Source organism: Streptomyces sp. NPDC051738 (genome assembly GCF_044453205.1).
Classification (GTDB): Bacteria; Actinomycetota; Actinomycetes; order Streptomycetales; family Streptomycetaceae; genus Streptomyces.
Map to the genome: position 1 here is coordinate 231,359 of NZ_JBITCM010000009.1, position 26,686 is coordinate 258,044.

The following is a 26,686-nucleotide window of genomic DNA, read 5'->3' on the forward strand; positions in this document are numbered from 1 at the left end:
CGACCATGTCCGACGCGGGGTTCGAGGCTTCTCATCCGCCGTTGTCAGTGGTGACTGGCACCATCGAGACATGATCCAGGTGTGTCTGAACGGGCCCCGAGGGGCGGGCGACGGTGCGGCGGTGCCGCTGTCGCCGCAGGCCATGGCCGAGTCCGCCGCCGCCGCGGTCGCGGCGGGCGCCACGGACATCCATGTCCACCCGAAGACCCCTTGCGGGCAGGACAGTCTGTCGCCGCGCGTGCTCGCGCCGGTGCTCGACGCGATACGGGCCCGGGTGTCGGTGCCGGTCGGTGTGACCACGGGCGCCTGGGCGGAACCGGAGACGGCGGCCCGGGTCGAACGCATACGAAGCTGGTCGGCGCTCCCGGCCCTCCCCGACCACGCCTCCGTCAACTGGCAGGAGCCGGGCGCCGAGCAGGTGGCTGCCGCGCTGCTGGAGCGGGGCGTGGGCGTGGAGGCGGGCATCTGGTCAGGCACGGACGGCGCGGCGCGGTTCGCCGCCTCACCGCTCGGGCCGAGGGTGCTGCGCGTGCTGGCGGAGGTGACGGACACCTCGGCGGATACGGCCGAGGAGACCGCGCGTGCTCTCCTGGCCGGCCTGGGCTCGGCGTTCGGCCGTCCGGTGCTGCTGCACGGGGAGGACGGGGGTGCGTGGCCGGTGCTGCGGCTGGCGGGGCGGTTGGGGTTGGCGACGCGCATCGGCCTGGAGGACGCGCTGGTCCTGCCGGACGGTGAACGGGCCCGGTCCAACGCTCAGTTGGTGGCCGAGGGGCTGGTCCAGTACGGGTGGGCCCAGCGTTCGTCGTGAGAGAGGGCGAGGAGTTCGGAGCGAGTCGCGAGGTCGTACTCGCCCGCGACGTGCAGGCGTGCGGCGCCGGGGCCGGAGAGCCAGGCGCGCAGCTCTGCGACGCCGGCGTCCATGGTGTCGTGGTACCACCAGGAGAAGGGTGAGAAGTCGGACACCAGGTCGTAGAGCCAGACATCCGCGCAGTGGGCGAGGTGCACGTCTGCGACCGGGCCGAGGGCCCACCCCTCCAGGAACGGGGTCACCGTCCTGGCGATGGTGACACAGGTGTCGAAGATGTCGTCGATGCCGTACGGCGGCTCGGGGGTCGCAAGGGCGTCCTGCCACCAGGCGTGCAGGAACGCCTGGATCGCGGTGGCCTGCTCGGCCGGCCACGAGCGCCAGTCCACCCGGGACAGCCCGTGCGCCCCATAGGCGATCGAACCCAGGGTGCCGTCGGCCATCGCCCGTGCGGCCTGCGGCAGCAGGCGCCGCATCACAGCCGCGTGGTCGTTGAAGTGGTCGGGCACCTCGAAGAGGTAGTACCGCACCACGTCCACGGGTATCCGCACGTTCGGCGTGCGCAGATACGCGGTCTCCTCGGATGCGTGGCAGTAGCCGCAGCCGGTCTCGTCGGGGCTCGTGAAACCGTCGAAGGCGGTGTCGACACCGGCGAGGGCTGCGTCAAGGGCGGCTGAGGACATGGAGTTCGTCCCGTCAGGACTCCGTGCGCGGCGGCGGACCGCCGACCGAAGATCGCGACGATACCAGCCGCTAATCCGCTCGCTCCAGCCCTTTCCCGCCCGGACAGTTGAGGGCGATGAAACGCCATCCGAGCCCTTGAAGGAGCCCCCCATGTCGACGCTGCGCGTCACAGCCGAAGTGCTGACCGTCCACGAGCATCCGAACGCCGACGCCCTCGAACTGGCCCAGGTGGGCCTGTACCGGGCCGTCGTCGCCAAGGGCGCGTACCGCACCGGTGAGAGCGCCGTGTACATCCCCGAGCAGTCCGTGCTGCCGACCGGGCTGATCGAGGAGCTGGGGCTGACCGGGCGGCTCGCGGGGAGCAAGGCCGACCGGGTCAAGGCGGTGCGGCTGCGGGGTGAGCTGTCGCAGGGGATCGTGTGCCGACCGAAGGCGCTGGCCGACGTGGATCTGGCGCGGGCGGCCCTGGAGGGCACCGACTTCGCCGAGGCGCTCGGGATCACGAAGTGGGTGCCGCCGATCCCGCCCACCATGTCGGGTGAGGTGGAGTCCGCGCCGGACCTGCTGCCGTGGGTCGACATCGAGAACATCCAGCGGTACCCGGACATCTTCACACCGGGTGAGCCGGTGGTGCTGACCGAGAAGCTGCACGGATCGGCGTGCCTGCTGACGTATGTCGCCGACGGGGAGCGTGTGTACGTCTCCTCCAAGGGCTTCGGGGCGAAGTCGCTGGCGCTGAAGGAGGACCCGCGGAATCTGTACTGGCGCGCGGTGCGGGGGCACGGTGTCGCCGAGGCGGCGGCCCGCATCGCCGAGCGGCTCGGGGCGCGACGGGTCGGCATCTTCGGGGAGGTCTTCGGGGCAGGCGTGCAGGACCTGAACTACGGGGCCGACGGGCGACGGGAGACGTTGGGGTACGCCGCTTTCGACGTGTCCGCGGAGATCGACGGGCAGGTGCGGTGGCTGGACGCGGCCGAGGTGCTGGAGAGGGAACTGCCCTTGGTGCCGCGGCTGTTCGAGGGGGCGTTCGACATCGAGCGGGTGCTGGAGGTCGCCACGGGGCGGGAGACGGTCTCGGGGCGGGAGCTGCATCTGCGGGAGGGCGTGGTGATACGGCCGACCGTGGAGCGGTACAGCGCGGTGACCGGGGGGCGGGCGATCGCGAAAGCGGTGAGTCCGGCTTATCTGACGCGGAAGGGCGGCACTGAGTACGAGTGACGCGGGGCCGCTGGCTTGGAGTGGGTGCTGTCGGTTGATCAGACGGCCGGCGGTGGGGCTGAGGTCGGGTTGGGTCGCTCGCCCGCGCTGGCGGGGTGCCGCTCTCCTAGGTCCTGTCGTCAAATTCCCGTCGTCGCCCGAAGGGCGGCCGTGCGGCGTCCGGTGCGTGCTCTCGGCGTGCCGGCCGGGAGCCCGCGTACTGGACGTACTTGGGCTTGCGGCCGGTGCGGCGAGAGCGCGTGCCGGGCGTCGCACGGCAGACGGGAATTTGACGACAGGGCCTAGGGACGGGTGCCGCCCCAGCGGCACGACTGCCCGCAGCTGTGTCGGCATGAGCACCTGCAGGCTGTGCCCCTTGCTAGCCCCCGGCCTGGCCCCGCCTCTCCTTCTGCCGGCCTCCCCCTGGTTCCACCATCAGACGCGACCCCGCCTGGCGTTCGCCGAAGGCGTCGTCCGGGTTGGAGAGGACGCAGGTGTCGAGGGAGAGGCAGCCGCAGCCGATGCAGTCGGTCAAGTGGTCGCGGAGGCGGTTCAGTTGCTTGATGCGTTCGTCGAGTTCCGAGCGCCACGCCTCGGACAGGTGCGCCCAGTCCTCATGCGTGGGGGTGCGTTCCTCGGGGAGTTCGGCGAGGGCCTCGCGGATCGTGGCCAGGGGGATGCCGACGCGTTGCGCTGCCCGGACGAAGGCGACCCGGCGAAGGGTGTCACGGGTGTAGCGGCGCTGGTTGCCGGATGTGCGGCGGCTGGTGATCAGGCCCTTGGACTCGTAGAAGTGCAGGGCGGACACGGCGGCGCCGCTCCGGGCGGCGAGCTGGCCGACCGTGAGCTCGTGGATCTTCTCGGGGATCTGGGGCACCCCCCAAACCTACCTACCCCGTCACAGCCCCGTTCCGTTGACAGGGGCCGCACGCTTTAGCATGCTAAGCAGTTGCTTAGACATGACAGCGACGCGAGAGGCCCAGACATGGCAGAGCCGAGGATCTTCACGTCCGCCGACGACCTGAAGGCGGCGGTGGGCGAGCAGCTGGGGTACACGGACTGGCTGGAGGTCGACCAGAAGCGGGTCGACCTGTTCGCGGAGGCCACCGGCGATCACCAGTGGATCCACGTCGATCCCGAGAAGGCCGCCGCGGGCCCCTTCGGGACCACCATCGCCCACGGCTACCTCACCCTGTCGCTGCTCCCGCTCTTCGGGCCTCAGCTCATCGCGGTCGAAGGCGTGAAGATGGGCGTCAACTACGGGACGAACAAGGTACGTTTCCCCGCCCCGGTCCCGGTCGGCTCACGACTGCGCGCCACCGCCACGATCAGCGGCGTCGAGGACGTCACGGGCGGCGTGCAGGTGAGCGTCGCCTTCACCGTGGAGCGTGAGGGCGGCGACAAGCCGGTGTGCGTCGCCGAGTCGGTGTCCCGCTACTACCTCTGAGCGGGGCGGCGGGCTACTTCGCCCCCACCATCCGCAGCACGAGGTCGGCGTACAGTGCGCCGACCTCGTCCGGCGTCCAGGGGCCGTCGACGCTGAACCAGCGGGCCACGTCGATGCAGAGCGACAGGACGGCGAGGGTCGTGCCCTTCACGTCCAGCACGTCGAAGTCACCGGCGGACACACCGTCCTCGATGATCCCGCGCACCTCGGCATCGCACTGCCGGCGCAGCGCGAGGATCTCGGCGCGGGCGTCCGGACCGAGCGAGTCCAGCTCGTACTGCACGACCCGCGCGGTCGTACGCCCCCCGGCGTGCCAGCGGACGAAGGAGCTCACCGCGTCGGCGAGCCGCTCGGCCGGGGTGCCCTCGCGGTGGGCCGCGGTCCGCAGGATGTCGAGGGCCTTCTCGTGGCCGATCCTGCTGATGCGGTGGAGGAGCTCTTCCTTGGTCTTGTAGTGGATGTAGAGCGCGGCCGGGCTCATGCCGGCGCGGCCCGCGATGTCACGGGTCGTCGTGGCGTGATAGCCACGCTCGGCGAAGGCCTCCACGGCGGCGATCAGCAGCCTCCGGGCCGCGTCGGGCGTGACCTCACCCCACGCCGACGTCTCGTCGCCGGCCGTCTCCTCCGCCGCACTCATCGCTCACTCGCCCCTCTCGCTGACAGAACCTCCACCATACCGCCGATGCTGAGCGAGCGCTTAGCGAGTCGGGCCGGAGGCGGGCGGACGAGGTGAGGGCTTCTCATAGGGGTCGTGCTCGGCGAGCAGCTTCTCCAGTCGCACCTGGTCGACCCGGCTGACGATCTGGCCGGCCTCCTGACGGTCCCGGATGACCTTGGCGAGGGTGAACGCCGAGGTCACCAGGTACAGAACGGCGATCGCGAGGAAGCCGCGCACCCAGGCGTCGGCGTTCAGCTGGTAGACGCCGATGGCGGTGGCGGCCATGGCGACCGCGAAGGAGGCCACGGCCTGCCCGTAGAACGCCGCCGTACTCTGCTGCTTGACCGGTGTGTCACTCATGGGGAACAGGGTCGGTGATGGTGGCGCGAGCCACATCCGCCGAAGTACTCAGACGCGTACTCAGCCGCTCGGCCTGCCGAGGCCGGCTCTCAGAACGCCGAAACGCCCGTCAGCGCCCGCCCGATGACCAGCTTCTGGATCTGGCTCGTGCCCTCGTAGAGGGTCATCACGCGGGCGTCGCGCAGCAGCTTGCCCGCCGGGTACTCGTCGATGTAGCCGTAACCGCCGAAGACCTGGAGGGCGTTGTTGGCGGCGCGCACGGCGGCCTCCGAGGCGAAGAGCTTGGCCTTGGAGGACTCGACGGCGAACGGCAGCCCGCGGTCGATCAGGTCGGCGACCCGCCAGGTCAGCAACCGGGCCGCGTCCACGTCGACGGCGATGTCGCTGATCAGCTCCTGGACCAGCTGGTGCTGGGCGATCGGCTTGCCGAACTGCTCGCGTTCACCGGCGTATCGGACGGCGACGTCCAGGGCGGCCTGGGCTATCCCGACGCATCCTGCCGCCACCGACATCCGCCCCTTGGCCAGGGCCGACATCGCGACCGAGAAGCCCTTGCCCTCCTCCCCCAGCATGGCCGACGCGGGCACACGTACGTCCTGAAGGACCAGCTCCGCGGTGGCCTGGCCGCGCAGGCCGAGCTTGCCGTGGATGGTGCGGCGGGTCAGGCCGGGGGCGCTGGTGGGGACGAGGAAGGCGGAGACGCCCTTGTGGCCGGGCGCGTCGGTGGAGCGGGCGAAGAGCAGGACGACGTCGGCCCAGGTGCCGTTCGTGATGAACATCTTGGTGCCGTTGATGACGTAGTCGTCGCCGTCGCGCACCGCACGCGTGGCGAGGTTGCCCGCGTCGGAGCCGGTGCCGGGCTCGGTGAGGCCGAAGCAGCCGACCAGCTCGCCCGCGGTGAGTCCCGGCAGCCAGCGCCGCCTTTGCTCCTCGCTCCCCCACGCGGCGATCGTCTTGGCGACCAGGCCGAGGGAGACCGACACGATGCCGCGCACCGAGGAGTCACCTCGGCCCAGCTCCTCCGTGACCAGGCAGTACGCGAGATGGTCGCCGCCCGAGCCGCCGTACTCCTCGTCGATGGTCAGGCCCAGGAAGCCGACCTCGCCGAGCTTCTTGACGATCGCGCGGTCGACCTCCTCGGCGCGGTCCCACTCGACGACGTGCGGGGCGATCTCGCGGTCCACGAAGTCCCGGGCGAGCCGTCGGACGGCGGTCTGCTCCTCGCTGAGCTCCAGGTTCATGCCGAGTCACCCCACAGACGGTGGCCACCCGCACGGACGGGCCGCGGGGAGCCGTACACGGAAAGCCGTACATTGAAAGCCGTACATTTAAATTAGCACTGCTAGTTTCCATCCGGCAGCCCTACTATGTGCGCCATGGCCCGACCGCGCAAGCCCCTCCTCAGCTACGACCGGATCGTCGAGACGGCTCGTGAACTCGTGGACGCGGAGGGCCTGTCGGCGGTCTCCACGCGCCGCCTCGCCGCCGAACTGGGCGTGAGCGGGCCGTCCCTCTACAACCACTTCCGCACCAAGGACGAGATCCTGGAGGCGGTCGCCGACTCGGTGAGCGCGCAGGTCGACCTGTCGATGTTCGAGGACGACCGGGACTGGCGGACCGCGCTGCACGACTGGGCGGTCTCCTATCGGGCGGCCCTGCGCGACCACCCGAACATCGTCCCCGTGCTCGCCCAGGGTCCCGGCCGCCGCCCCGCCGGTCTGCGCCTCGCCGACGCCGTCTACGGCGCGATGGTCGCGGCGGGCTGGCCGCCGGCCCAGGCAACGTCCATCGGCGCGCTGATGCGGTACTTCATCATGGGCTCGGCGCTCGGCTCGTTCGCCGGGGGCTTCGTGGACGACGCGAGCGCGTACGACCCCGCCGACTACCCGCACCTCGGGCAGGCCCACCTCCTCGCCGAGCAGCAGGAGAAGATCGACGAGCGGGCCTTCGAGACCGGGCTGACGGCGCTGCTGGACGGGCTGGCGCGGCAGTACGAACAGGTCGGGCGGGCCGGCTAGGCAGCGGCTGGGCACGAGCTCGATATCGGCCGGGAATCCTTCGGCGGGCGCCGAAGTGTCCGTGCCGCATGCTGGGTCGCATGGCCTCCAAGGATCCCCAGGCACCGCAGCTCGCCCGCCTCGCCGCGCTCATCGCCGACGAGACGCGGGCCGCCTGTCTGCTGGCGCTGCTCGACGGGCGGGCGTGGACCGCCGGTGAGCTGGCGCGGCATGCCGGGGTCGCCGCGTCGACGCTGAGCGAGCACCTGGGCAAGCTCGTCGCGGGCGGGCTGCTCGCCGAGGAGCGGCAGGGGCGGCACCGGTACGTGCGGCTGGCCGACGCGCGGGTCGCCCAGCTGGTGGAGGACCTGGCCGCGCAGGTCGCCCCCGGGACGGCCCGCCGGCCCCGGAATCTGCGGGAGTCAAGCGCGGGGTCCGCCATGGCGCGCGGGCGCACCTGCTACGACCATCTCGCCGGGCGGCTCGGTATCGCGGTCACCGACGCGTTGACCGTGCGGGGGCTGTTGCGGCAGGACACGGGGTTTGCGCTCACTGATGCGGGGGTTGGCTGGTTCGGCGCCGTGGGTATCCGTCTCGATCGCAGCGGGCGTCGGCCGCTGGCCCGGGCCTGCCTCGACTGGACTGAACGTCGGCCCCATCTCGCGGGGGTCGCGGGGGCGGCTCTTTGCCGGCATGTGCTGGAAGTGGAGTGGTGTGTGCGGATCGGGTCGGAGCGGGCGGTGAAGGTGACTCCGTCGGGTGAGAGGGCGTTGGGGGAGCTGCTCGGTCTGGATGTGGGGGCGCTGCGGTGAGGTGGGCGGCCATGGGGGTGGTGTGTAGAGGTGTGTGCCGGGTGCGGGTGGGTGGGGGCTTGTCGCGCAGTTCCCCGCGCCCCTGAGTTGGCTGCAGCAGGCGCCGCTCAGCATGTGCCGCACCCCATCATCCCGTCCGAAATCCGCGAGCCCTTGCCCACCCTCCCCTCCTAGCCTCTGGAGCATGATGAACGCCTCCCCCGCCCACCCCACCCACCGTCCCGACCTCCTCGCCGCCGGTGCCGCCACCGTCACCGTCGTGCTGTGGGCCTCCGCCTTCGTGTCGATCCGCAGTGCGGGCGAGGAGTACTCCGCGGGTGCGCTCGCGCTGGGGCGGCTGCTCGTCGGCGCGCTGGTGCTGGGGGTCATCTGTCTGCTCCGGCGCGAGGGGCTGCCCCCTCGGGCCGCCTGGCCCGGGATCGCGATATCGGGGCTGTTGTGGTTCGGGTTCTACAGCGTCGTGCTGAACTGGGGCGAGCAGCAGGTGGACGCCGGTACGGCGGCTCTCGTGGTGAACATCGGGCCCATCCTGATGGCGCTGCTGGCCGCCCGGGTGCTGGGTGATCCGATGCCGCCGCGGCTGCTGGCCGGGATGGCGGTGTCGTTCGCCGGTGCGGTGACCGTGGGGCTGTCGATGTCGGGCGGGGGCGGGTCCTCGGTGCTCGGCGTGGTGCTGTGCCTGCTTGCCGCGGTCGGGTACGCGGGCGGTGCCGTGGCGCAGAAGCCGGCGCTCGGCCACGCGAGCGCGCTCCAGGTGACGACGTTCGGGTGCCTGGTCGGCGCGGTCCTCTGCCTGCCCTTCTCCGGGCAGCTGATCGGCGAGGTGGCCGACGCCTCGCTGTCCGCCACGCTCAACATGGTCTACCTGGGCGTTTTTTCGCTGGCGCTGGCCTTCACGACCTGGGCGTACGCCCTGGCCCGGACGACCGCCGGCCGGATGGGCGCGACCACGTACGCGGTGCCCGCGCTGGTCGTGCTGATGTCCTGGGTGGCGCTGGGCGAGGTGCCGGGGCCGGTCACGCTGGCGGGTGGTGTGGTGTGCCTGGCGGGGGTCGCCGTGTCGCGGTCGCGGGCCGCCCGGGTCGTGGCGGCGACGCCGCAACCCGAGCAGACCCGCGAATCAGCGTGAGTCAGCGTGAACGCGCCCTGTTCGCAAGGACCTTGATGGACAGCAGGGCGATCACCGAGAGGCCGATGATGTAGCCCGAGACCGCCATCGAGGTGCCCGTGGCCTCCAGCAGCAGCACCATGACGAACGGGGCGAGGCCACCGCCCAGCACGGCCGCGATCTGGTAGCCGAGGGAGGCGCCCGTGTAGCGCATCTCGGGCGTGAACAGCTCGGCGAACAGGGCCGCCTGGGGGCCGTACATGATGCTGAGGAAACAGCTGGCGACGAACGTGCCGACGGCCAGCCACAGCAGGGAGCCGGTGTCGATCAGCAGGAACAGCGGGACGGCCCACAGAGCGATGCCGGCCGCGCCGATCGCGTAGATACGGATGCGGCCGACCTTGTCGGAGAGCGCGGCGGCGGCCGGGATCAGCACCAGCTGGGTGAGGCTGATGCAGAGCGAGACGGTGAGGACGGCGCTCTTCTTCATGCCGAGTTCGCGGGTCGTGTAGTCGAGCACGCCGGTGATGATGATGTAGAAGGTCGCCGTGTTCACGGCGAAGGAACCGCCGGCGAGGAGCACCGTACCGAGGTGGTCGCGCAGGATCGTCCGCAGCGGAGAGGACTGCTCGGACTTCTCCTCCTCGGCCAGCTTCTTCTCCGCCTCCCGGAATTCGGGGGTCTCCTCGACGCGCGTGTGGATGTACCAGGCGAGCACGAGGACGAAGAGGCCGACGAGGAACGGCACACGCCAGGCCCACGCCGCGAACTCGGCGTCGGTCGTGAACGCGCCGGCCAGCAGGAAGACGGTGTTGGCGGTCACCACGCCGATGGGGACGCCGAGTTGGACGAAGCTGCCGTAGATACCGCGCTTGCCCTCGGGGGCGTACTCGGTGGCCATCAGCATCGCGCCGCCCCACTGGGCGCCGACGGCGATGCCCTGCAGCACGCGGAAGACGACCAGCAGGATCGGGGCCGCGACGCCGATCGTGTCGTAGGTCGGGAGCAGGCCGATGCCGGTGGTGGCGAGGCCCATGAGGGTGAGCGCCAGGACCAGCATCGGCTTGCGGCCACGCTTGTCGCCGAGCTGGCCCGCGACGATGCCGCCGAGGGGTCGGGCCAGGAAGCCGACGGCGAAGGTGGCGAAGGAGGCGAGTACCCCGGCGGTGGGGCTGCCGGCGGGGAAGTACAGGTCGCCGAGGACCAGTGCCGCGGCGATACCGAAGACGAAGTAGTCGTACCACTCCACGGCTGACGCGAGAGCGGCGGCGGTGGCGACACGGCGGCGGTTGCCGACGGCGGGAGCGGTAGGGGTGAGCGGCTGGGCGGAAGGTGCCGTGTCCATGCGTGCACACTCCGGTGGGTGCGGGGACGGAACGGGGGGTGGCTCGGGTTCCGGGAACGTACTGACCGGACGGTATGGACGTCAACGGGTTGCACAGCAGGAGTTTTGCCTGTACGTGGCACGGATGGCGGGATCCGGGCATGCCTGAAGCCCCGGCCTCGCATGGAGACCGGGGCGTATGGCGGGCAGGGCCGGGGTCTGCCGGAGAATTCCCGCCTGCGTCGCTGCGTCCGGCCCTAGAACACCACCAGCGCCCGGCCGCCCTTGCCCGCCAGCATGTTCTCGAAGGCCGCCGGGATGCCCTCCAGGCCGATCTGCTCCGTCACCAGTGCGCCCAGGTCCAGGCGGCCCGCCCGCACGTGTTCGGCCAGGACGGGCAGGTCGCGGGCCGGGTCGGAGTTGCCGTAGACGCAGCCGGAGAGGGTGCGGCCCCAGTGGAAGATCTCCAGGGCGTTGAAGGTGACCTGCTGGTCCTTGCCGCCGATGCCGACGACCGTGGTGCGGCCGCCGCGGCGGGTGGAGTCCCAGGCCGTGCGGATGGTGGTCGCGCGGCCCACGCACTCGACGGCCACGTCGACGCCCTGCTTGCCGGTGAGGGCTCGGATCTCGCGGGCGGTGTTCTCGGAGGCGACGACGTAGTCCGTGGCGCCGGCCGCCCGGGCCAGCTCCTCCTTCTCCGGGGAGACGTCGACGGCGACGATCTTCGCGGCGCCCGCGATCCGGGCCGACTGGAGGGCGGCCAGGCCCACGCCGCCGACGCCGAACACCGCGACCGTCTCGCCCGACCGGACCCGCGCCGAGTGGTGCACGGCGCCGTAGCCGGTCAGGACGGCGCAGCCGAGCAGGGCGGCGTCGGTGAGCGGGATGCCGTCCGGGAGGGGCAGGACGCAGCCCGTCAACACGACCGTCTCCTCGGCGAACGCGGCGACGTTGAGGCCGGGGTGGAGGTCGGTGCCGGCCGCGGTGCGGGCGTAGACGTCCGCGGCGCCGTTCAGCGCGTTGGCGCACAGCCAGACCTCGCCGAGCCCGCAGGCATGGCAACTTCCGCAGGACGGGGCCCAGTTGAGGACGACATCATCGCCGGGCGAGACATGGGTGACGCCCTCCCCTACGGCCACCACCGTGCCGGCGCCCTCATGGCCGAGGACCGCGGGGACCGGCACCCGCATGGTGCCGTTGGACAGGGACAGGTCGGAGTGGCACACCCCGGCGGCGGCGAGACGGACGCGGACCTGGCCGGGGCCGGGGTCGGGAAGCTCGATGTCCGTGATCTCCAGGGGGGCGCCCACTTCGGGCAGGACGGCGGCGCGAACCACGGATACGCTCCTCAGAATTGCAGGGACTTGGTCTGGAGGTACTCGGTCAGGCCGTGCGCTCCGAGTTCGCGCCCGACGCCCGACTGCTTGTACCCGCCGAAGGGGGCGAGCGGGTTGAAGCGGCCGCCGTTGATGTCGACCTGCCCGGTGTCCATACGGCGCGCGAAGGCCACCGCCTCCGCCTCCTCCCCCGCCCAGACGGCGCCCGCGAGGCCGTAGACCGTGCCGTTGGCGATCCGCAGGGCGTCGGCCTCGTCCTCGTACTTCAGGATCGACAGGACCGGGCCGAAGATCTCCTCCTGCGCGATGGTCATCTCGGGCGTCACGTCGGCGAAGACGGTCGGGCTGACGAAGTAGCCCTGCTCGCGCGGCGCTTCGGGCCCGCCCGCGACGAGGCGCGCACCCTCCGCGACGCCCTTCTCGATGTAGCCGCGCACCCGCGCCCGCTGCTTGGCGTTCACCACCGGTCCGATGCGCTCGCCATACTTCGCGGCGGCGGCCCCGGCCAGCTCCACCGCCTCGTCGTACTGGTCCCGGTGCACCAGCATCCGCGTCCAGGCGCTGCATGTCTGCCCGGAGTTGGACATGACGTTGGCGACGCCGACGTTGACCGCCTTGGCCAGATCGGCGCTCGGCAGGATGACGTTGGCGGACTTGCCGCCCAGCTCCAGCGCGACCTTCTTGATCGCCGCGCCGGCCACGGCGGCGATCTGCCGGCCGACGGCGGTGGAGCCGGTGAAGGAGACCAGGTCGACGCCCGGGTGCTCGGCGAGCGCCTGCCCCGCGACCGGGCCGAGGCCGGTGACCAGGTTGAAGACGCCCGCGGGAACGCCGGCCTCGTGCACCGCCTCGGCGAAGAGCTGGGCGACCAGCGGCGTGTCCTCGGCCGGCTTCAGTACGACCGTGCAGCCTGCCGCCAGCGCCGGGGCGGCCTTGGCGACGATCTGGTGGAGCGGGTAGTTCCAGGGCGTGATCGCACCGACCACGCCGATGGGCTCGTGGTGGACGACCGAGGTGCCGACCTTCTCCTCGAAGGCGTAGGTCGCCGCCAGCTCGGCGTACGAGCCCGCGACCGCGATCGGCACGCCCGCGTGGACCGACTGGGAGAGCTTCAGCGGCGAGCCGAGTTCGGCGGTGACGGTCTCGGCGATCTCGTCCCCCCGGGCCACCAGGATGTCCCGCAGGGCGGCCAGCCGCGCGGCCCGTTCGGCGGGCGGGGTCGCGGCCCAGCCCGGGAGGGCGGCGCGGGCGGCCCGTACGGCGGTGTCGACGTCGGCGGCGGTGCCGGCCGGGACCCGGCCGATGACCTGCTCGTCGGCCGGGTTCACCACCTCGATCACAGCCCCGCCGGCCGCGGGGCGCCAGGCGCCGTCGATGTACATGCCGTCGTGTGCCTTCATCGCGCTTCCTCCCGGGCGGGCCGCTCGTCGACCGGCCGCCGTGTTCGTGTCCGGCTCACAAACTAGCGGCGATAGTTTTAGCGCGCCAGACACCCATGGGCCCGGCCGGCCCCCATGACATCAGAAGTCGACGCGCGCCTCGTCGTCCACCCTCCCCACGGCCTCCTGCCCGAAGGCCTTCTCGTAGGCGCGGCGGATCTCCTCGATCTTGCGGTCACTGGCCTGCGCCTGCCCCTGCGGGTAGAGCAGGATCAGCTCGTACGACCGCTCCTTCTCGATCGTCCCGCTCGCGTCCCGCCACTGTCCGCGCCCCGCCTGGACCGTGAGCCCGTCCGGGAAGTCCGGGGTGACCTCCTTGTCGACGAACGCCATGAACTGCTTGTCGGTGACGGCCGGGCCGCCGTCCGGGCGCGCGGTGCCGAAGAACAACTGGGTCTCGATGTACGGCTCTCCCCGTGCGGGGGCCGAGGAGGCGGCCGGCGCCGCGGAGGTGTCGTCGTCGAGGGTGGCGTACGCGGTCGGCGCGCCGACGGCCAGGAGGAGGCCGACGGCGGTGAGGACGGCCCGGGTTCGGGTGAAGTGCACGTTCATGGCCCCATAGTTAGCCATATCAGGCGGACTTCACTCCTCAAGATCGGGCAGTCGGGCCGGGGCCGGGCAGATGCGGTCGCCGTGCTGGTCGAAGACGAACAGGTGGGCGAGGTCGACGAGGAGCGGGACGTGCATACCGTGCCGGAGCTCGAAGTCGGGGGTGGTGCGGACGATGAGGTCGCCGGGGAGGCGCCCCTCGGGCGGTGCCTGATCGGGCCCGGCGTCGGCCGGTTCGTCGAGCGCCACCACCGGGCCGGCGCGCAGGGCGCCCGCGCGTTCCCTGAGGCGTTCCAGGACCGTGCCGTCCCGGCGGCTCCCCCGGCGGCTCCGCGACGGGCGGACCGCCGGACGCGGCGCTTCGAGGTCGGGCACGACGGCGGAACGGGAGCCGGTGTTGAAGTGGACGAGGACCTCGTGGCCCTGGAACTCCACATGCTCGACCAGGCCGGTGATGTGCACCTCGCCGGGGCGGGCCGCGCTGCGCTCGGCGATCCGGACCGCCTCCGAGCGCAGCCCCACGATGACCTCGCGGCCCTGCTGCACGCGGAGCAACTGGTGGTCCAGGCACAGGGGTTCGGGCAGCCGCAGGTACTGCTTGCCGAGGCTGATGGTCATCGCGCCGTCCAGCGGGGCGCGTACGACGCCGCGCAGGAGGTTGATGCGCGGAGTGCCGATGAAGGCGGCGACGAAGATGTTGCGGGGCAGGGCGTACACCGAGCGCGGGGTGCCGACCTGCTGGAGGACACCGCCGCGCAGGACGGCGACCCGGTCGCCGAGCGACATCGCCTCGGCCTGGTCGTGGGTGACGTACAACGTGGTCACCCCCAACTTCCGCGTGAGGCCGGAGATTTCGGCGCGCAGGTGGTTGCGGAGCTTGGCGTCGAGGTTGGACAGCGGCTCGTCCATCAGGAACGCGGAGGGGTGCCGGGCGATGGCCCGGCCCATGGCGACGCGCTGGCGTTCGCCGCCGGAGAGCTGCGCCGGGAAGCGGTCGAGGAGGTCCTCGATGCCCAGCATGCGGGCGGTGGCGTCCACCCGGGGGCGCGGGTCCGCGCCGGGCGACTCGATGCGCAGCGGGAAACCGATGTTGTCGCGGCCGGTCATGCTCGGATAGAGGGCGAAGTTCTGGAAGACCATCGCCATCTGACGATCGGCGGGCAGCAGGTCGTTGGCCCACTCGCCGTCCAGCAACAGCTCGCCCTCGTCGATCTCCTCAAGGCCGGCGATCATTCTGAGCACGGTGGATTTGCCACAGCCCGACGGCCCGAGGAGGACGAGGAACTCGCCGGGCTCGATGTCCAGCGAGAGCCGGTCCACGACGGGCACACCTCGCGTGTAGGACTTGCTGACGTCGTGCAAGGAGATGGCGCGTGTCATGACTGCTGCCCCCGGGGGCTGTTCGGAGCGCCGCTGCTCCGTGTCTCGAGGGCCCCGCGCGGGTCGTACGGGGCCTGTGAGTCACGGAAGTTAACGGAATGTGCCCGGCCGGGGAAGGGGTCGGTCAGTTCGTCTCGGTCATCGGTCACTTCCTGGCGGTCATCGGTCACTTCGTCGCGGTCAGATGGGCGAAGACCACCACGTTGCTGGTGTAGCCGGTCTGCCGGTCGAAGAGGCCGCCACAGGTGAGCACGCGCAGTTCCGGGCGCCGGCTCGGGCCGTACACCTCCTTGTCGGGGAAGCTCGCCTTGTCGTACACCTTCACCCGGTCCACCGTGTAGACGGCGGTACGGCCGTCCTCGCGCCGCGCCTCGATCTTCTTGCCGCGCTTCACCGAGGCGAGCCCGGCGAAGACCGCGGAGCCGGTCGTGGTGTCGCGGTGGCCCACCGCGATCGCGACGCCCGGCTCACCGGGTGTGGGACCGCCCCGGTACCAGCCGATGAGCTTCGGGTCGTCGACCGGCGGCGTCTCCAACTCCCGGGCCGCGGTGAGCCCGAGGCCCATGACCGGGGCGTCGATGCCCAGGGACGGGATACGGACGGACGTCGGCCGGGACCTCGGCAGCGGGCGGGGCGGGGGTGTGGGCTCGGCCGCCGCCACGGCGTGCCGGCCGTCGGGGCCTGTCGGCGCGGTCGCGTCACCGTGCCCCTCGCACTGGACCACCACCGTCACCAGGACGGCCGTCAGAGCGGCCGTCCTCGCCAGGCGGTAGGCGCGGGTCCGGTACCAGGGCCTTCTCTTGCGTCTACGCGGCACCATGGGGCTGCCGGCGGGTCCTGCGGACGTACACGGTGCCGCCGACGGCTACCAGGCCCACCAGACCGGCGCCCGCCACCGGCGCGTACGCGGCCACGGTGTCGCCGAGCCCGCCACCGCCCGCGTGCACTCCGCCTCGCGGGCCGTCGTCGTCGCCACGGCCCCATCCTTCTTCACCGCGGTCGCCGCGATCGCCGCGGTCGCCGCCTTCGCCGCCCCGCTCGTTGTCCTCGATCTGCCCGCGCGGGCCGCCGTCCCCATCGCCCCTGCCGCCTTCCCGCCGGTCGTCGTCATTGCACCTGACCCGGAAGACCTTCTCCTTCGGAGGGATGCCCGTCACGACCCAGGTGAGGGTGTACTGCCCGTCCGCCAGCCCCAGCACCTCGGTGTGACCGGCGCCGCCTGCCAGTTGGATGGCGCCGGTGACGGTGGCGCCGGCGGGTAGCGGAGGCCGCGGCGTGATGGTGTACCCGATCGACGCGAGGATGTCGAAGTTGACGGCGTCGAGGTAGAACCGGCAGACCACCGGGTCGTCCTTCGGAACCCCGTAGGGCACGCCCTCGCGGTGGATCCTGATGTCGCCGTTCTCCCCCTGGGCCGACGCGGTCGGTGCCGCCACCCACGACACACCCGCCACGGCGAGGGCGGTGAGGACGACTGTGGCGCCCGCACGGGCGCGGAGGGTACGTGAGGGTGTCAGGGTGGGCATACACGCTCCTCGGATTCAGACGATTTTCATACAAATCGTTCTTTCGCCTGACTCTCCTTCACGTGCACCACGACGCGCCGCACGACATCCGGCGCGTCGTCAAATATCGCTCGTCCGGCGCAGTCCCGAGCCCTTCGGCCGCTCCCGCTTGGCCGAACCGGGCCCTTCCGGCCGCTTCGGCGTGCGCACCGCCACCCCCGCCGACAGCAGCAACAACGCCGCGAGCATCACGAACGGCGCAGCCACCCCCGCCACGCCCGCGACCAGTCCCGCCGACGCGGGAGCCGCGACCTGGCCGAGACGGTTGCCGGTCAGCCGCAGGGCGAGGGCGGTGGAGCGGGCGCCCTCGGGGGCCGCCTGGACGACCGTCGTCATGGACAGCGGCTGGCCGACGCCGAGGCAGAAGCCGAGCACCGCCAGCATCAGGGCCAGCGCCCACACCGGCACCGGCAGCGCGATCCCGGCACACAGCAGGGCCGCCAGCAGACACGTCACGGTCAGCAGCAGGGTGCGGCCGAGCAGCCGCAGCAACGGCGTCAGGACCAGTCGGCAGGCGATGGTGGCCGCCGCGCGCAGGCTCAGCAGGAGGCCGATGACGGACGGCGCGATGCCCCGGTGCTCGCCGACCACCGGGAGGTAGGCGGTGAGGATGTCGGTCGCGGACAGCACGGCGAGGCTGATGAAGATGCCGGCCGGCACGCCCCGGGCACGCAGGATGCTCCGCACCGGGGCCCGTTCACCTTGTTCCTCGCGGGACTTGGCCGTCGTAGGGCGCTCTATGCGCCACAGCGAGGTGAGCGCGACCGCGCCGCCCGCACCCGCCACCAGCAGGGCGAGAGCGCTGGTCCCCGCCATGTCCCGGCCGCCGATCAGCGCACCCGCGGCGATCGGGCCGACCAGCTGGCCGAGGGAGGCGCCGATGGTGAAGTGGCCGAAGTTGCGGTCCTGTTCGTGCGGGGCGGACTGGCGAGCGACGAGCGACTGGGCGCCGATGACGAAGCAGAGGTGGCCGAGGCCCATCACCCCGCTCCAGACGGCCATCGCCCAGAGGGAGTCCGCGATGCCGCTCATGGCGCAGCCGCCGGAGATGAGGACGACTCCGACGGGCAGCAGCGGTGCGCACCGGCCATGGTCGGTACGCCGGCCCAGCGGGACGGCGGCGAACAGCGGGAGCAGGGCGTACACCCCCGCGATCACGCCGATCGCCCGCTCGTCCGCCCCCAACGCGAGCGCCCGGTAGGAGACGGCGGGCCGGGCCATCGACACGGCCCCCTGCGCGAAGCTGAAGGCGATGACGAGGCGGAGCAGCCAGCCGCGGTTCCCACCGGGCGCTATCAACGGGTCCTCCTGGAGCGGTACTTGACGATCAGATGATGCCGAACAGCATCCCCGCCGCGAGGATGATGAGGCAGGTGAGCGCCGCCCACTTCACCACGAACTTGGTGTGGTCGCCGAACTCGACCTTGGCCATGCCGACCAGGACGTACACGGCCGGGACGAGCGGGCTCGACATGTGCAGCGGCTGGCCGACCAGGGAGGCACGGGCCATCTCCAGCGGGGTGACGCCGTGCGCGGCGCCCGCCTCGGCGAGGACGGGGAGGACACCGAAGTAGAAGCCGTCGTTCGACATGAAGTAGGTGAGCGGGAGGCTCAGGATGCCGGTGACCAGGGCCATGTGCGGGCCCATGCCCTCAGGGATGACGTCCACCATCCACCTGGCCATGTGGTCCACCATGCCGGTGCCCTGCAGGACGCCGGTGAAGACGGCGGCGGCGAAGACCATGCCGGAGACGTTGAGGACGTTGTCGGCGTGGGCGGCGAGGCGGGCCTTCTGGTCCGGGATGTGCGGGAAGTTCACGGTGAGGGCGAGCGCGGCACCGAGCAGGAACAGCACCGGGATCGGCAGCCACTCCATGATCATGCAGGTGAGCAGGGTGACCGTGAGCAGGGCGTTGAACCAGTAGAGCTTGGGGCGCAGGGTGGCGCGGTTCGGGTCGAGGACCTGGAAGTGCTCCTCGTCCTCGTCCTCGTCCTCCGCGTCGGTGCCGGAGCCGGCGCCGCCGGTGGCCTTGTCCGTGCCGGACGCGCCGGACGCACCGGACGCACCGGAACCGGCGCCGACCAGAACCGTCTCGGACTCCTTCTCCTCGACCTTCTCCTCGGCCAGGACCTCGCCCAGCGTCAGCACGCCCAGGCGCTTGCGCTCGCGCAGACCCAGGAAGTACGAGAGGACGAAGACGCCCAGCAGGCCGACGAGCAGGGCCGGGATCATCGGGACGAAGATGTCGCTGGCGTCGAGCTTGAGCGCGGTGGCGGCGCGGGCGGTCGGGCCGCCCCACGGCAGGGTGTTCATCACGCCGTTGGCCATGGCGGCCACACCGGTCATCACGACCAGGCTCATCTTCAGGCGCTTGTACAGCGGGTACATCGCCGAGACCGTGATCATGAAGGTGGTCGAGCCGTCGCCGTCGAGCGAGACGATCGCGGCGAGGATCGCCGTGCCGACGACGATCCGCATCGGGTCGGCCTTGGCGAACTTCAGGATCCCGCGCACGATCGGGTCGAAGAGACCGACATCGATCATCACACCGAAGTAGACGATCGCGAACATCAGCATCGCCGCCGTGGGGGCGAGACTGGTGACACCTTCGATGACGTAGTCACCGAGCTTGGCGCCCTTCCCGACGAACACGCAGAACAGTGCCGGGATCAGCACGAGCGCCGCGATCGGCGACATCTTTTTCATCATGATCAGGACCAGGAAGGTCGCGATCATGGCGAAGCCAAGGATGGTCAGCATGAGTGGATACCTAACGTTCGCCCTTGAACGACCCACCAGGGCCGGCGGTGGGATGACGTTAGGTCCCGTCGAGCAGCGTTAACAAGACGTTGACATGCGAGCAATAAGCGCAAAACTCCAGGTCAGCGCTTTGCTCAGGTCAGAGCCGTGATCTTTTCGGCCACTGGGACCACCTCGACGGGCACCCCGTTGAGTACCGCGTTGCCCGACAGCGGGTCGAGGAGGCTGCCGTCGAGGAGCTGGTTGACGTTGACACCGGGGTCGGCGGCGGCGTGGCCGAGACGGGTGCCGGGGCGGTCGTGCCCCCAGCCGTGCGGCAGGCTCACCACGCCGGGGCGCACGCCGTCGGTGACCTCGGCGGGTGCGGTCACTTCGCCCCCAGCGCCCTTCAGGCGTACAGCCGCCCCGTCCCGTACGCCGAGCCGTTCGGCGTCGTCGGGGTGGATGTGCAGGGTGCAGCGGTTGGTGCCGCCGGTGAGGGCGGGGACGTTGTGCATCCAGCTGTTGTTGGAGCGCAGATGGCGGCGGCCGACGAGGACGAGCCCTTCGGGGCGCTCGTGCAGGGCCTGCCTGAGCCGGGGAAGATCGTCCGCGATCGGCGGCGGCAGCAGCTCGACCTTGCCACTGGCCGTCTTCAGCGGCTGCGGCAGCCGGGAGCGGAGCGGGCCGAGGTCGATGCCGTGCGGATGCGCCAGCAGCTTCTCCAGGCCCAGACCGTCCGGCCGTACGCCGAAGCCGTCGCCGTAGGGGCCGAGGCGCAGCATCATGTCGAGCCGGCGCTCGGGGCCGGTGTCGCCGGTGAGCTGTGCGGCGAGTTCCTTGGGGTCACGACCGCACACCGGGGAGTGCGCTTCCTTCACCGCCTTGCCGAGGGTCTGCCCGATGACCAGGTCGTCGACGGCCGACGGATCGGCGCCGTGCATGCCGGTCGCGGCGAGGATCAGCCGGGCCAGGATCTCGGTCTCGGCCATGCGGCCGGGCTCCAGCGGGACGGCGGGCCTGTTGTAGCGGACCTGGTTGCGGACGGCGAGGGTGTTGAAGGCGAAGTCGTGGTGCGGGCTCTGCGAGGGCGGGGGCGGCGGCAGCACGACGTGGGCGTGGCGCGAGGTCTCGTTGAGGTACGGGTCGACGCTGACCATGAAGTCGAGCGAGTCGAGGGCCTTGTCGAGCCGGTCGCCGTCGGGCACGGACAGGACGGGGTTGGCGGCGACGGCGATGACGGCCCGGATCGGCTCGCCCTCCTCGGTCGCGGTGTCGATCTCCTCGGCGAGCGCGGAGATGGGCAGCTCGCCCTTGGCCTCGGGGTGCCGGCTGACCCTGGAGTGCCAGCGCCCGAGCGCGAAGCCGTGGCCGGGCCCCGCGGGCCGGGGTGTCCTGTCGGTGGCCGCCTGCGGGAAGAGGGCGCCGCCGGGACGGTCGAGGTTGCCGGTCAGGATGTTGAGTACGTCGACCAGCCAGCTGGCGAGGGTGCCGTGCGGGACGGTGCAGCTGCCGATGCGGGCGTAGACGGCGGCGGTCGGCGCGGCGGCGAGTTCGCGGGCGAGGGTGCGGATCAGGTCGGCCTCGATGTCACAGGCCTCGGCGACCGCCTCGGGGGTGAAGTCCCGTACCGCGTCCGGGAGTTCGTCCAGGCCCTGGAGATGCTCGGTCAGCTCGCCCGGCTCCACGAGGCCTTCCTCGAAGAGGACGTACGCCATCGCGGCCAGCAGCAGCGCGTCGGTGCCGGGGCGGATCGCGAGGTGCCGGTCGGCGAGCTTGGCGGTGCGGGTGCGGCGCGGGTCGATGACGGTGAGGGTGCCGCCGCGGGCCTTCAGCGCCTTGAGCTTGCCCGGGAAGTCGGGCGCGGTGCACAGGCTGCCGTTGGACTCCAGCGGGTTGGCGCCGATCAGCAGCAGGTGGTCCGTGTGGTCGAGGTCGGGGACGGGGATCGCGTTGGCGTCGCCGTAGAGCAGTCCGCTGGAGACGTGCTTGGGCATCTGGTCGACGGTGGACGCGGTGAAGAGGCTGCGGGTGCGCAGCCCGGCGAGCAGGACCGTCGGGTAGAGGGCGCCGGCCATGGTGTGCACGTTCGGATTGCCGAGCACGATGCCCACCGAGTTCGGCCCGTACCGCTCGACCACCGGGCGGATACCGGCGGCCACCGCGTCGAAGGCCTCCTCCCAGGTGGCCTCGCGCAGCTCGCCGTCCTTGCGCACCAGGGGCGAGCGCAGCCGGTCGGGATCGCCGTCGACGGCACCGAAGGATGCGCCCTTGGGGCAGATGAACCCCTTGCTGAACACGTCGTCACGGTCGCCGCGGGCGCCGGTGACCTCGGTTCCCTCAATGGTGAGGGTCAGGCCACAGGTGGCCTCGCACAGGGGGCAGATACGCAGTGCGGTGCGGGACACGGGTCCTCCCGGGGTGGCGGCAGCGATGACGCGCGGACTCCCGACCGAGCATACCGACCGGTATGCACGGAGGGGAGGCCCCGGAGGGGTGAGGTCGGAAATTCGCCTGCGGTCAGTCCAGCACCCGCGCCAGATACGCCCGCAGCATCTCCCGCGCTTCCTCGATGATCCGCTCGTCACCCTCCGGCGCCATCCGGAAGGCGAGGTGCACCAGGGTGTCGGCGGTCTCGACGGCGATGAGGAAAGTGCGCCGCAGATCGCCGTCCGGCTCGCGGCCGAGGTAGCCGGAGAGCAGTTCGGTGAGGCGGTCGGCGACACGGTGGTTGGGTTCGCTGCGGGTGCCGACCGGGATCTGGTTGCCGAAGTCGACCAGGGAGAAGCCGGGCGCGGTGCGCTTCATGGCGAGGTACTCGTCGAGTACGACGTCCATGGCCGCGCGCCAGCCGCCGTCGCCGGTCCCCTTGAGGCACTCGGTGACACGGGCGGTGTAGCGCTCGAGGTTGCGCTGGGCGAGGGCGTCGGCCATCTGCCGCTTGTTGCCGAAGAAGCGGTAGACCGAGCCGATGGGGACGCCGGCACGCTGGGCGACGGCCCGGGTGCTCAGGTCGTCGTAGCCGACCTCGTCGAGGAGGTCGGCGCAGGCGTCGAGGATCCGGGTGAGCCGTTCGGCACTGCGCCGCTGCACGGGCGCCCGGCGAAGCGATGCGGGGTGGGGCACGGGGTTCATGATGCCCCTCCGGCTCGATCCGGTGAACCTCGCCCCCCGGTACGGGTGTGAGCGCCCGGCGCACTCAGTGCCGCATCGGACGGTTTCGACGTCGATGTCGGCATCGATGTCGGCGTCGCTGTCGATGTCGGCATCGATGTCGGCGTCGATGTCGGCGTCGCGGTCACCTCCGCCTCCGATGCCGTCAGGGCTGCCGTGCGCTCGACGGGGTCGCCGTCCACCGCCCACGCCGTGCCGTCGTCGGCGTACAACCGGACGGTGACCTGGTGCGTGCCGCGCGGGACGAGGTCGGAGGCGAGGCGGTACCCGGGGGTGCGCAGCCTGGTGACGAGCCGGCCGTCCACGAAGAGGTACGCCAGCCCGCGGCCGGCCACCGCCCGCGTCTGCGCCCCCGCGGGCGAGAGGCGGAAGTCGCGCAGGGTCAGCCGTACGTCCCAGCCGCCGTCGGCGTGCGGGTCCGGCTGCACCTCTATGCCGACATCGGGGGCGTCACCCTCGGCCACCTCGCGTAAGTGCCGCCCCTCGTCGTCGGTGTCGTCGAGGACCTTGCCCACCGGGGAGGGCGACACCCCGTTCGCCTCCCCGTTCTCCCCCTGTTCCCGCGCAGCACCGGAGCCGCAGCCCACGGTCCCGGTCAGCAGCAGGACACAGACCGCGAGCGGGGCGAGAAGGGTCCGCATCCACGACATGCCCGGGAGACTAGAACACCCTTCCGACAGCCGGATCCCCCTTGAGTCTGGTTGGCATCCGGATCAGGTCGTACCTCCAGAGGAGGACGGCCCGGCCTCTTGCGCCGGCGAAACCGCAATCCTACGGTGATGCATAGGAATCAGATCTCTAGGGAGCGATCATGAGCGGGGACGCGCGGAAGACCGCGGAAGGGCTGACCTACCTCTCCGGTTTCGGCAACGAGCACAGCTCGGAGGCGGTGCCCGGCGCCCTTCCCGAGGGCCGCAACTCACCCCAGCGCGCCCCGCTGGGCCTGTACGCGGAGCAGCTGAGCGGTACGGCGTTCACCGAGCCCCGGGCGCACAACCGCCGCTCGTGGCTGTACCGCATCCGCCCGTCGGCCGCCCACCCGGCGTTCACGCGCACGGACAACGGCGCGATCCGTACGGCCCCCTTCACGGAGTCGGTACCCGACCCGAACCGCCTGCGCTGGAACCCCCGGCCCGAGCCCGCACCCGGCACCGACTTCCTCACCGGCCTGTGGACCCTGGGCGGCAACGGAGACGCGACCCAGCGCACCGGTATGGCCGTGCACCTGTACCACGCCAACTCCTCGATGGACCGCGTCTTCAGCGACGCCGACGGCGAGCTGCTGATCGTGCCGGAGCACGGCGGACTGCTGCTGCGCACGGAATTCGGGCTGCTGCATGTGGAGCCGGGACATGTGGCACTGGTCCCGCGTGGGGTGCGCTTCCGTGTGGAGCTGCTGGATGCCTCTGCCCGGGGTTATGTGTGCGAGAACTATGGGGCGCCCTTCCATCTCCCCGACCTCGGCCCGATCGGCGCCAACGGCCTTGCGAACGCCCGGGACTTCATGGCGCCGGTGGCGGCGTACGAGGAGGTCGAGGGCCCGGTGGAGGTGGTGAACAAGTTCTGCGGCAACCTCTGGACGGCCACCTACGACCACTCACCGCTCGATGTGGTCGCCTGGCACGGCAACCATGTGCCGTACGTCTACGACCTGCGCCGTTTCAATGTGATCGGCACCATCTCCTACGACCACCCCGACCCGTCGATCTTCACGGTGCTGACGTCCCCGTCGGACACCCCGGGCCTCGCGGGCGTCGACTTCGTCGTGTTCGCCCCGCGCTGGCTGGTGGGCGAGGACACCTTCCGGCCGCCGTACTTCCACCGGAACGTGATGAGCGAGTACATGGGCCTGATCGAGGGCGCGTACGACGCCAAGGCGGAGGGCTTTGTGCCGGGCGGCGGCTCGCTGCACAACATGATGTCGGCGCACGGCCCGGACCGCGAGACGTTCGACCGGGCGAGCGCCGCCGAGCTGAAGCCGCAGCGGATCGACGACGGGCTTGCGTTCATGTTCGAGACGCGCTGGCCGGTGACGCTCACACCACAGGCGGCGCAGGCCGACCACCTGCAGCAGCGCTACGACGACGTGTGGCAGGGCCTGGAGCGGCACTTCCGCCCCTTGCAGTAAAGATCCCCCTACCGGTACGGATGGCCCCGTGACCTCCTTCGCCCCGGACTCGATCGTCCTGAACCGCAAGCTGCCGCTCTGGTACCAGGTGTCGCAGTCGCTGCGCGCCTCGATACTGGGCCGCCGCCCGCAGGACCCGCTGCGGCTGCCCACCGAGGAGCGGCTGGCCGAGCACTACGGCGTGAGCGTGCTGACCATGCGGCAGGCGCTGAAGGAGCTGGAGGACGAAGGGCTGATCACACGCCATCGAAGGCGCGGCACGTTCATCGAGCCGGACGCCCTCCGGGGCGCCCCCGTGCGGCTGCTCGGCTCGGTGGACGCGATCGTGGCCCAGCAGTCCGGCATGGCGACCGAGCTGCTGGACCACGGCAAGGGGCAGGTGCCGGGCGAACTCGCCGAGTACTTCCCGGACATCGACGAGGTGGCGACGTACCACCGCCTGCGCAGCGACGAGAAGACCGGCGAGCCCACCAACCACGCCCGCAACTACGTCCGCCCCGAACTGGCCGCGCGCATCGACCTGGACGACCTCGTCCGCTGGCCGATGACCAAGGTGCTGCGGGACGCCGTCGGGGCGGACATCAGCCGCATCACGGACACCGTGGAAGCGCGGCTGGCCGACCCGGAGACGGCGAGGCTGCTCCAAGTCCCGCTGCTGAGCCCGATCCTGCACTACACGGGCGTGACGTACGACGGACAGGGGCGCGTGCTGGACGCGGCGGTCATCCACTACCGGGGCGACCGCTTCTCCTTCACGGTGACCCTCGAAGCCACCTGACCCGTGTGTCGTAGACAGGTCGTACGATGCCCAGCGTGACGCACGACGACGCTCCGCTGCTGGCGGACCTCATGCCGTGGTCCGTCGCACCGCCGCGGCTCGGCCGGGGGTGGCCGACGGGCCCCGACGCGGCATCCCTGAAAGCCCGCTGGGACGCCTTCGTGAAGGCCGAGGGCCCGGACCGGGAGGCCCTGCTGGAGCCGACCCGCTCCCGCACCCTGCACTCGGCGGTCGGTCAGCTGCCCGGCCACTCCGCGGGCACGGAGAAGCTGCTGCGCGCCGCGGGCCCCTGCCCGGAGCCGGTACGCGTCCTGCGCGCCCCCTTCGACGAGCAGTGGCTGATCCCCGACCACCGTCTGATCGACGCGGCCAGGCCCGAACTGTGGCGGGTGGCGGACGAACACCAGATCTTCGTCGTGGAGGCCCCCGACTCCCCCCTGCTGGCGACCTCCCTGCTCCCCCTGCTCCGCCCGGGCCGCATCCGCCCCCTCCACCGCCGACCCGACGGCACGGAACCCAACCTGGCCCCGGGCCTGCTGAACCACCTGGCCTCCCGACTGGGCCACTCCCCCGCACCCGCGGACGTCGCCGCCTGGATCCTGGCAGCCGCCCGCCCCGACCTCACGGTCCCCCTCACGAGGGACCCCGAACTCTGGTCGCAGGGCGTCGAGTTGGGCCACCGTCTGCTCTGGCTGATGCGCCGCAACGGCGACCGCCCCAAACTGCCGGGCGGCCGCCGCCCCTATGTCCGGGCACCGCTCCCCTCCCGCCCCCTCAACCTCCACTACGACCGTGACGGGGAGACCCTGGAGCTGGACGAGGGCCGCATCTCCCCGGTGCCACCGGCGGCATGGGACTTCGAGGTGGCCGGAGTACGCGTCCTGGAACAGTGGTTCACGACCCGCACGACACCCCCCGAGCCGGGCACGCTGTCCGCGATCCGCCCGGCGACGTGGCCACAGGCGTGGACGTCGGAGCTGCTGGAGCTGATCACGGTGCTGGCGCTGATGGCGGAACTGGGGCCGCAGCAGAAGGAGTTGTCCGTGGCAGCGCCGATCACGGCGTCGGAGTTGAAGCAGGCAGGCGTCCTTCCCGTACTGGACGCGGCACGCCGCCCGGCATCGGTCTTGGACCACCACGAGGAAGGCCCAGAAGGCCAGTTCGCGCTGCTCTGACCAACCTAAGGGGCGCGGGGCTGTGTCGA

General features: G+C 71.5%; 26 protein-coding genes. 9 read left to right on the top strand and 17 right to left on the bottom strand.

Annotated features, from left to right (window positions below):
- Positions 1-70 precede the first annotated feature (70 nt).
- Entirely contained in the window at positions 71-808 is a 738-nt protein-coding gene (locus ACIA8X_RS22835; RefSeq protein ID WP_393457868.1) for a 3-keto-5-aminohexanoate cleavage protein, read from the top strand.
- Here the strand turns inward: ACIA8X_RS22835 and ACIA8X_RS22840 are convergent.
- Positions 754-1,488, bottom strand: coding sequence for a hypothetical protein (locus ACIA8X_RS22840; RefSeq protein ID WP_399458976.1), 735 nt, complete (start codon positions 1,486-1,488; stop codon positions 754-756). The two genes, ACIA8X_RS22835 and ACIA8X_RS22840, sit on opposite strands and share 55 nt — an antisense overlap.
- Before the next feature lie 151 nt (positions 1,489-1,639).
- On the opposite strand from ACIA8X_RS22840, the gene ACIA8X_RS22845 reads away from it, so the two are divergent.
- Positions 1,640-2,707, top strand: coding sequence for an RNA ligase (ATP) (locus ACIA8X_RS22845; RefSeq protein WP_393457874.1), 1,068 nt, complete (start codon positions 1,640-1,642; stop codon positions 2,705-2,707).
- A gap of 358 nt (positions 2,708-3,065) precedes the next feature.
- On the opposite strand, the gene soxR is transcribed toward ACIA8X_RS22845, so the two are convergent.
- The gene (gene soxR, locus ACIA8X_RS22850) at positions 3,066-3,563 is read right to left on the bottom strand and encodes a redox-sensitive transcriptional activator SoxR (protein WP_399458977.1); all 498 of its coding nucleotides are present in this window, start codon (positions 3,561-3,563) and stop codon (positions 3,066-3,068) included.
- A gap of 108 nt (positions 3,564-3,671) precedes the next feature.
- On the opposite strand from soxR, the gene ACIA8X_RS22855 reads away from it, so the two are divergent.
- Positions 3,672-4,133: a MaoC family dehydratase gene (locus ACIA8X_RS22855; protein WP_393457880.1), complete on the top strand. Its 462-nt coding sequence runs from the start codon at positions 3,672-3,674 to the stop codon at positions 4,131-4,133.
- 13 nt (positions 4,134-4,146) lie between these two features.
- Here ACIA8X_RS22855 and ACIA8X_RS22860 read toward each other — a convergent pair whose 3' ends face one another.
- The 3 genes from ACIA8X_RS22860 to ACIA8X_RS22870 form a co-directional block, all read right to left on the bottom strand.
- Complete coding sequence (locus ACIA8X_RS22860) at positions 4,147-4,770, bottom strand: TetR/AcrR family transcriptional regulator (RefSeq protein WP_393457883.1); 624 nt, start codon at positions 4,768-4,770, stop codon at positions 4,147-4,149.
- 60 nt (positions 4,771-4,830) lie between these two features.
- Positions 4,831-5,151 carry a YiaA/YiaB family inner membrane protein gene (locus tag ACIA8X_RS22865; protein ID WP_393457886.1) on the bottom strand — a complete coding sequence of 107 codons (321 nt, stop codon included), beginning with the start codon at positions 5,149-5,151 and terminating at the stop codon, positions 4,831-4,833.
- An 89-nt stretch (positions 5,152-5,240) separates the two neighbouring features.
- Complete coding sequence (locus ACIA8X_RS22870; RefSeq protein WP_393457889.1) at positions 5,241-6,392, bottom strand: acyl-CoA dehydrogenase family protein; 1,152 nt, start codon at positions 6,390-6,392, stop codon at positions 5,241-5,243.
- A gap of 135 nt (positions 6,393-6,527) precedes the next feature.
- Between ACIA8X_RS22870 and ACIA8X_RS22875 the strand changes: the two genes are divergently transcribed.
- From ACIA8X_RS22875 to ACIA8X_RS22885, 3 genes are all read left to right on the top strand, one after another.
- Positions 6,528-7,169, top strand: coding sequence for a TetR/AcrR family transcriptional regulator (locus ACIA8X_RS22875; RefSeq protein WP_399458978.1), 642 nt, complete (start codon positions 6,528-6,530; stop codon positions 7,167-7,169).
- 80 nt (positions 7,170-7,249) lie between these two features.
- Positions 7,250-7,960 (top strand): ArsR/SmtB family transcription factor, encoded by a 711-nt coding sequence (locus tag ACIA8X_RS22880; protein WP_399458979.1) that lies wholly within the window; start codon positions 7,250-7,252, stop codon positions 7,958-7,960.
- 184 nt (positions 7,961-8,144) lie between these two features.
- Positions 8,145-9,089, top strand: coding sequence for a DMT family transporter (locus ACIA8X_RS22885; protein ID WP_399458980.1), 945 nt, complete (start codon positions 8,145-8,147; stop codon positions 9,087-9,089).
- A 1-nt stretch (position 9,090) separates the two neighbouring features.
- Here the strand turns inward: ACIA8X_RS22885 and ACIA8X_RS22890 are convergent, their stop codons facing one another.
- From ACIA8X_RS22890 to ACIA8X_RS22945, 12 genes are all read right to left on the bottom strand, one after another.
- Positions 9,091-10,413, bottom strand: coding sequence for an MFS transporter (locus ACIA8X_RS22890; protein ID WP_399458981.1), 1,323 nt, complete (start codon positions 10,411-10,413; stop codon positions 9,091-9,093).
- 236 nt (positions 10,414-10,649) lie between these two features.
- The gene (locus ACIA8X_RS22895) at positions 10,650-11,729 is read right to left on the bottom strand and encodes a Zn-dependent alcohol dehydrogenase (RefSeq protein WP_399458982.1); all 1,080 of its coding nucleotides are present in this window, start codon (positions 11,727-11,729) and stop codon (positions 10,650-10,652) included.
- Between the two features lie 11 nt (positions 11,730-11,740).
- Positions 11,741-13,129, bottom strand: a complete 1,389-nt coding sequence (locus ACIA8X_RS22900) for an aldehyde dehydrogenase family protein (RefSeq protein ID WP_393457904.1) — start codon at positions 13,127-13,129, stop codon at positions 11,741-11,743.
- Positions 13,130-13,249: 120 nt separating this feature from the next.
- Positions 13,250-13,720 (bottom strand): DUF3574 domain-containing protein, encoded by a 471-nt coding sequence (locus ACIA8X_RS22905; protein WP_393457907.1) that lies wholly within the window; start codon positions 13,718-13,720, stop codon positions 13,250-13,252.
- Positions 13,721-13,750: 30 nt separating this feature from the next.
- A complete protein-coding gene (locus tag ACIA8X_RS22910; RefSeq protein ID WP_399458983.1) occupies positions 13,751-15,097 on the bottom strand; it encodes an ABC transporter ATP-binding protein in 1,347 nt (448 codons plus the stop codon).
- Positions 15,098-15,263: 166 nt separating this feature from the next.
- Positions 15,264-15,917, bottom strand: a complete 654-nt coding sequence (locus ACIA8X_RS22915) for a class F sortase (RefSeq protein WP_393457913.1) — start codon at positions 15,915-15,917, stop codon at positions 15,264-15,266.
- Positions 15,904-16,623: a hypothetical protein gene (locus tag ACIA8X_RS22920; RefSeq protein ID WP_393457916.1), complete on the bottom strand. Its 720-nt coding sequence runs from the start codon at positions 16,621-16,623 to the stop codon at positions 15,904-15,906. Before ACIA8X_RS22920 ends, ACIA8X_RS22915 begins: the two co-directional genes overlap by 14 nt.
- Positions 16,624-16,722: 99 nt before the next feature.
- Positions 16,723-17,958: an MFS transporter gene (locus ACIA8X_RS22925; RefSeq protein ID WP_393458184.1), complete on the bottom strand. Its 1,236-nt coding sequence runs from the start codon at positions 17,956-17,958 to the stop codon at positions 16,723-16,725.
- 31 nt (positions 17,959-17,989) lie between these two features.
- Entirely contained in the window at positions 17,990-19,423 is a 1,434-nt protein-coding gene (locus ACIA8X_RS22930; RefSeq protein ID WP_399458984.1) for a CitMHS family transporter, read from the bottom strand.
- A 134-nt stretch (positions 19,424-19,557) separates the two neighbouring features.
- Complete coding sequence (locus tag ACIA8X_RS22935) at positions 19,558-21,810, bottom strand: molybdopterin oxidoreductase family protein (protein ID WP_393457922.1); 2,253 nt, start codon at positions 21,808-21,810, stop codon at positions 19,558-19,560.
- Between the two features lie 112 nt (positions 21,811-21,922).
- The gene (locus ACIA8X_RS22940) at positions 21,923-22,537 is read right to left on the bottom strand and encodes a TetR family transcriptional regulator (RefSeq protein ID WP_393458187.1); all 615 of its coding nucleotides are present in this window, start codon (positions 22,535-22,537) and stop codon (positions 21,923-21,925) included.
- Positions 22,534-23,226, bottom strand: a complete 693-nt coding sequence (locus tag ACIA8X_RS22945; RefSeq protein WP_399458985.1) for a hypothetical protein — start codon at positions 23,224-23,226, stop codon at positions 22,534-22,536. Before ACIA8X_RS22945 ends, ACIA8X_RS22940 begins: the two co-directional genes overlap by 4 nt.
- Positions 23,227-23,387: 161 nt before the next feature.
- On the opposite strand from ACIA8X_RS22945, the gene hmgA reads away from it, so the two are divergent.
- From hmgA to ACIA8X_RS22960, 3 genes are read left to right on the top strand one after another with little or no spacing between them, the layout of a single operon-like run.
- Positions 23,388-24,704, top strand: coding sequence for a homogentisate 1,2-dioxygenase (gene hmgA / locus ACIA8X_RS22950; protein ID WP_393457928.1), 1,317 nt, complete (start codon positions 23,388-23,390; stop codon positions 24,702-24,704).
- A gap of 28 nt (positions 24,705-24,732) precedes the next feature.
- A complete protein-coding gene (locus tag ACIA8X_RS22955) occupies positions 24,733-25,482 on the top strand; it encodes a GntR family transcriptional regulator (RefSeq protein WP_393457931.1) in 750 nt (249 codons plus the stop codon).
- Positions 25,483-25,508: 26 nt separating this feature from the next.
- Complete coding sequence (locus ACIA8X_RS22960; protein WP_399458986.1) at positions 25,509-26,657, top strand: type ISP restriction/modification enzyme; 1,149 nt, start codon at positions 25,509-25,511, stop codon at positions 26,655-26,657.
- The last annotated feature ends 29 nt before the right edge of the window (positions 26,658-26,686 follow it).